Consider the following 1,693-nt stretch of genomic DNA (forward strand, 5'->3'; position numbering starts at 1 on the left):
TCGTGCGGGCGAATACCACTCGCTTTCCGCGGACGAACGCCCGAGCCTCCTCGTGAAAACCCACACTGCGGGGTCTCGGATCGCCCGTTTTTCCGCAGGAGTCTCCTGGTATTCGCCCGCCCTTCACCGAAAAAGACTCTCCTTCACCTATCTCATCCTGGATAGGTGAAGGGCAATCTTTTTCATGTTTTGGCAGGCCGCCGTCAGTAACGCTTGTTCGCGTACATTCTCTTTTCCGCGCAAGCGACAATAACGCAGCCCGTGCAGTTCTTTTGAATCTGCGAAGCTACGTTCAACTTTCTCTTTTCTCATGCGATAGATCCACTTACCTTCATTAGAAAGCCGGTTCAACCGAACCTTCTCCTTCGAGCTTTCCCATACATGGCGGGTAATCGTTTTTTGAAACTTCTTATTTTGTGTACACTTCGCCAGAAGAGGGCAATCTGCACAATTTTCAGGGTTTGATTTGTAATGCCGATACCCCTCACGATCGGTGGTCGAATAGCTTAAAACTTCACCCTGGGGGCACACATATTCATCTCGCTCTTCATCATATGCATATTTCCATTTCGGAAGGAGCCCTTTCTTTGACTGATACCTTCGATGAGCAATAACTCCAAATATTCCTCTTTCCATAATAAGCCCATGACATATAGGGTTCGTCAGATAGCCGGAATCTAGACCTACAGCTTCCACGTCAAAGCCAAATCGTTCGATTTGACGATCCAAACGTTGTAAGTAAGGTCTGGAATCATGAATATTTCCTGGCGTTAAATGAACATCAGTAATGATGTTATGTTTTAAATCTGTGGTACGGTGATCAAGATAAAAGAAGCCTTCCGGCTTATTCTCCCGGTAAAGATAACCACTCTCGCTATCCGTGTCACTAACCTTAATTTCTTTTGTCTTTTTTACCCCCTCCTTTTCCTTCAAAGGCTTTTTTTCATGATCTTCACGATCTTTTCTTACGGCTTCTTCCAAATCTTCGAGGTAGTCTACCGTTTCTACTTCAACTTCTTGTTTTGAGAATTTCTTCTTATTGGCGTTGGCTTTCAAGTGCGTGGAATCTGTGAATAATACACGCCCGGACACCATACGGTGGTTCATCGCTTGGAGCACGATTTCATCAAAAACTTCTTGAAAGATATTCGTGTCTTTGAAACGAGTGCGGCGGTTCCAACTAATAGTGGAATGATGGGGTACTTTGTCTGTAAGATTCAACCCTAAGAACCAACGATAAGCAACATTCGTTTGAATTTGTCGTTCCAATTCGCGTTCGGAACGAACGCCATAGATATAACCAATGAACATCATTTTGAATAAAACAAGAGGATTCAAAGAGGGACGGCCATTGTCTTCTGAATAGTAAGGACGGACTTTTTCAAGAATGAAAGAAAAATCTATGTATTGGTCAATTTTACGGAGGAGATGATCTTCAGGGACAAGCTCTTCAATGGTAACCATTTCGATTTCATTTTGTCGTTCAGTTTTGGATTGAAACATCAAATCACCTTTCGTTGATAAGTTATAGCTATTATAACAAATTAACGCGGTGATCTATTAAAAAACGGAAAACAAATAAAAGCTGCCGAGACTTTCTCGACAGCCTGTAAACCCTCTACTTATAAAGTAGAGGGTTTGTTTTTTTATTGAAATTCTTTTTGGTACTTACCATGGCTGCTGACTATATACA

General features: G+C 42.4%; 1 protein-coding gene. It reads right to left on the reverse strand.

Annotation, left to right across the window (positions count from 1 at the left end; all coding sequences use genetic code 11):
- Positions 1-147: 147 nt before the first annotated feature.
- A complete protein-coding gene (locus tag WAM07_RS16630) occupies positions 148-1,503 on the reverse strand; it encodes an IS1182 family transposase (RefSeq protein ID WP_422168530.1) in 1,356 nt (451 codons plus the stop codon).
- Between the last annotated feature and the right edge of the window lie 190 nt (positions 1,504-1,693).

It is taken from the genome of Halobacillus sp., assembly GCF_049282395.1.
In the GTDB taxonomy this organism is placed as follows: Bacteria; Bacillota; Bacilli; order Bacillales; family Halobacillaceae; genus Halobacillus.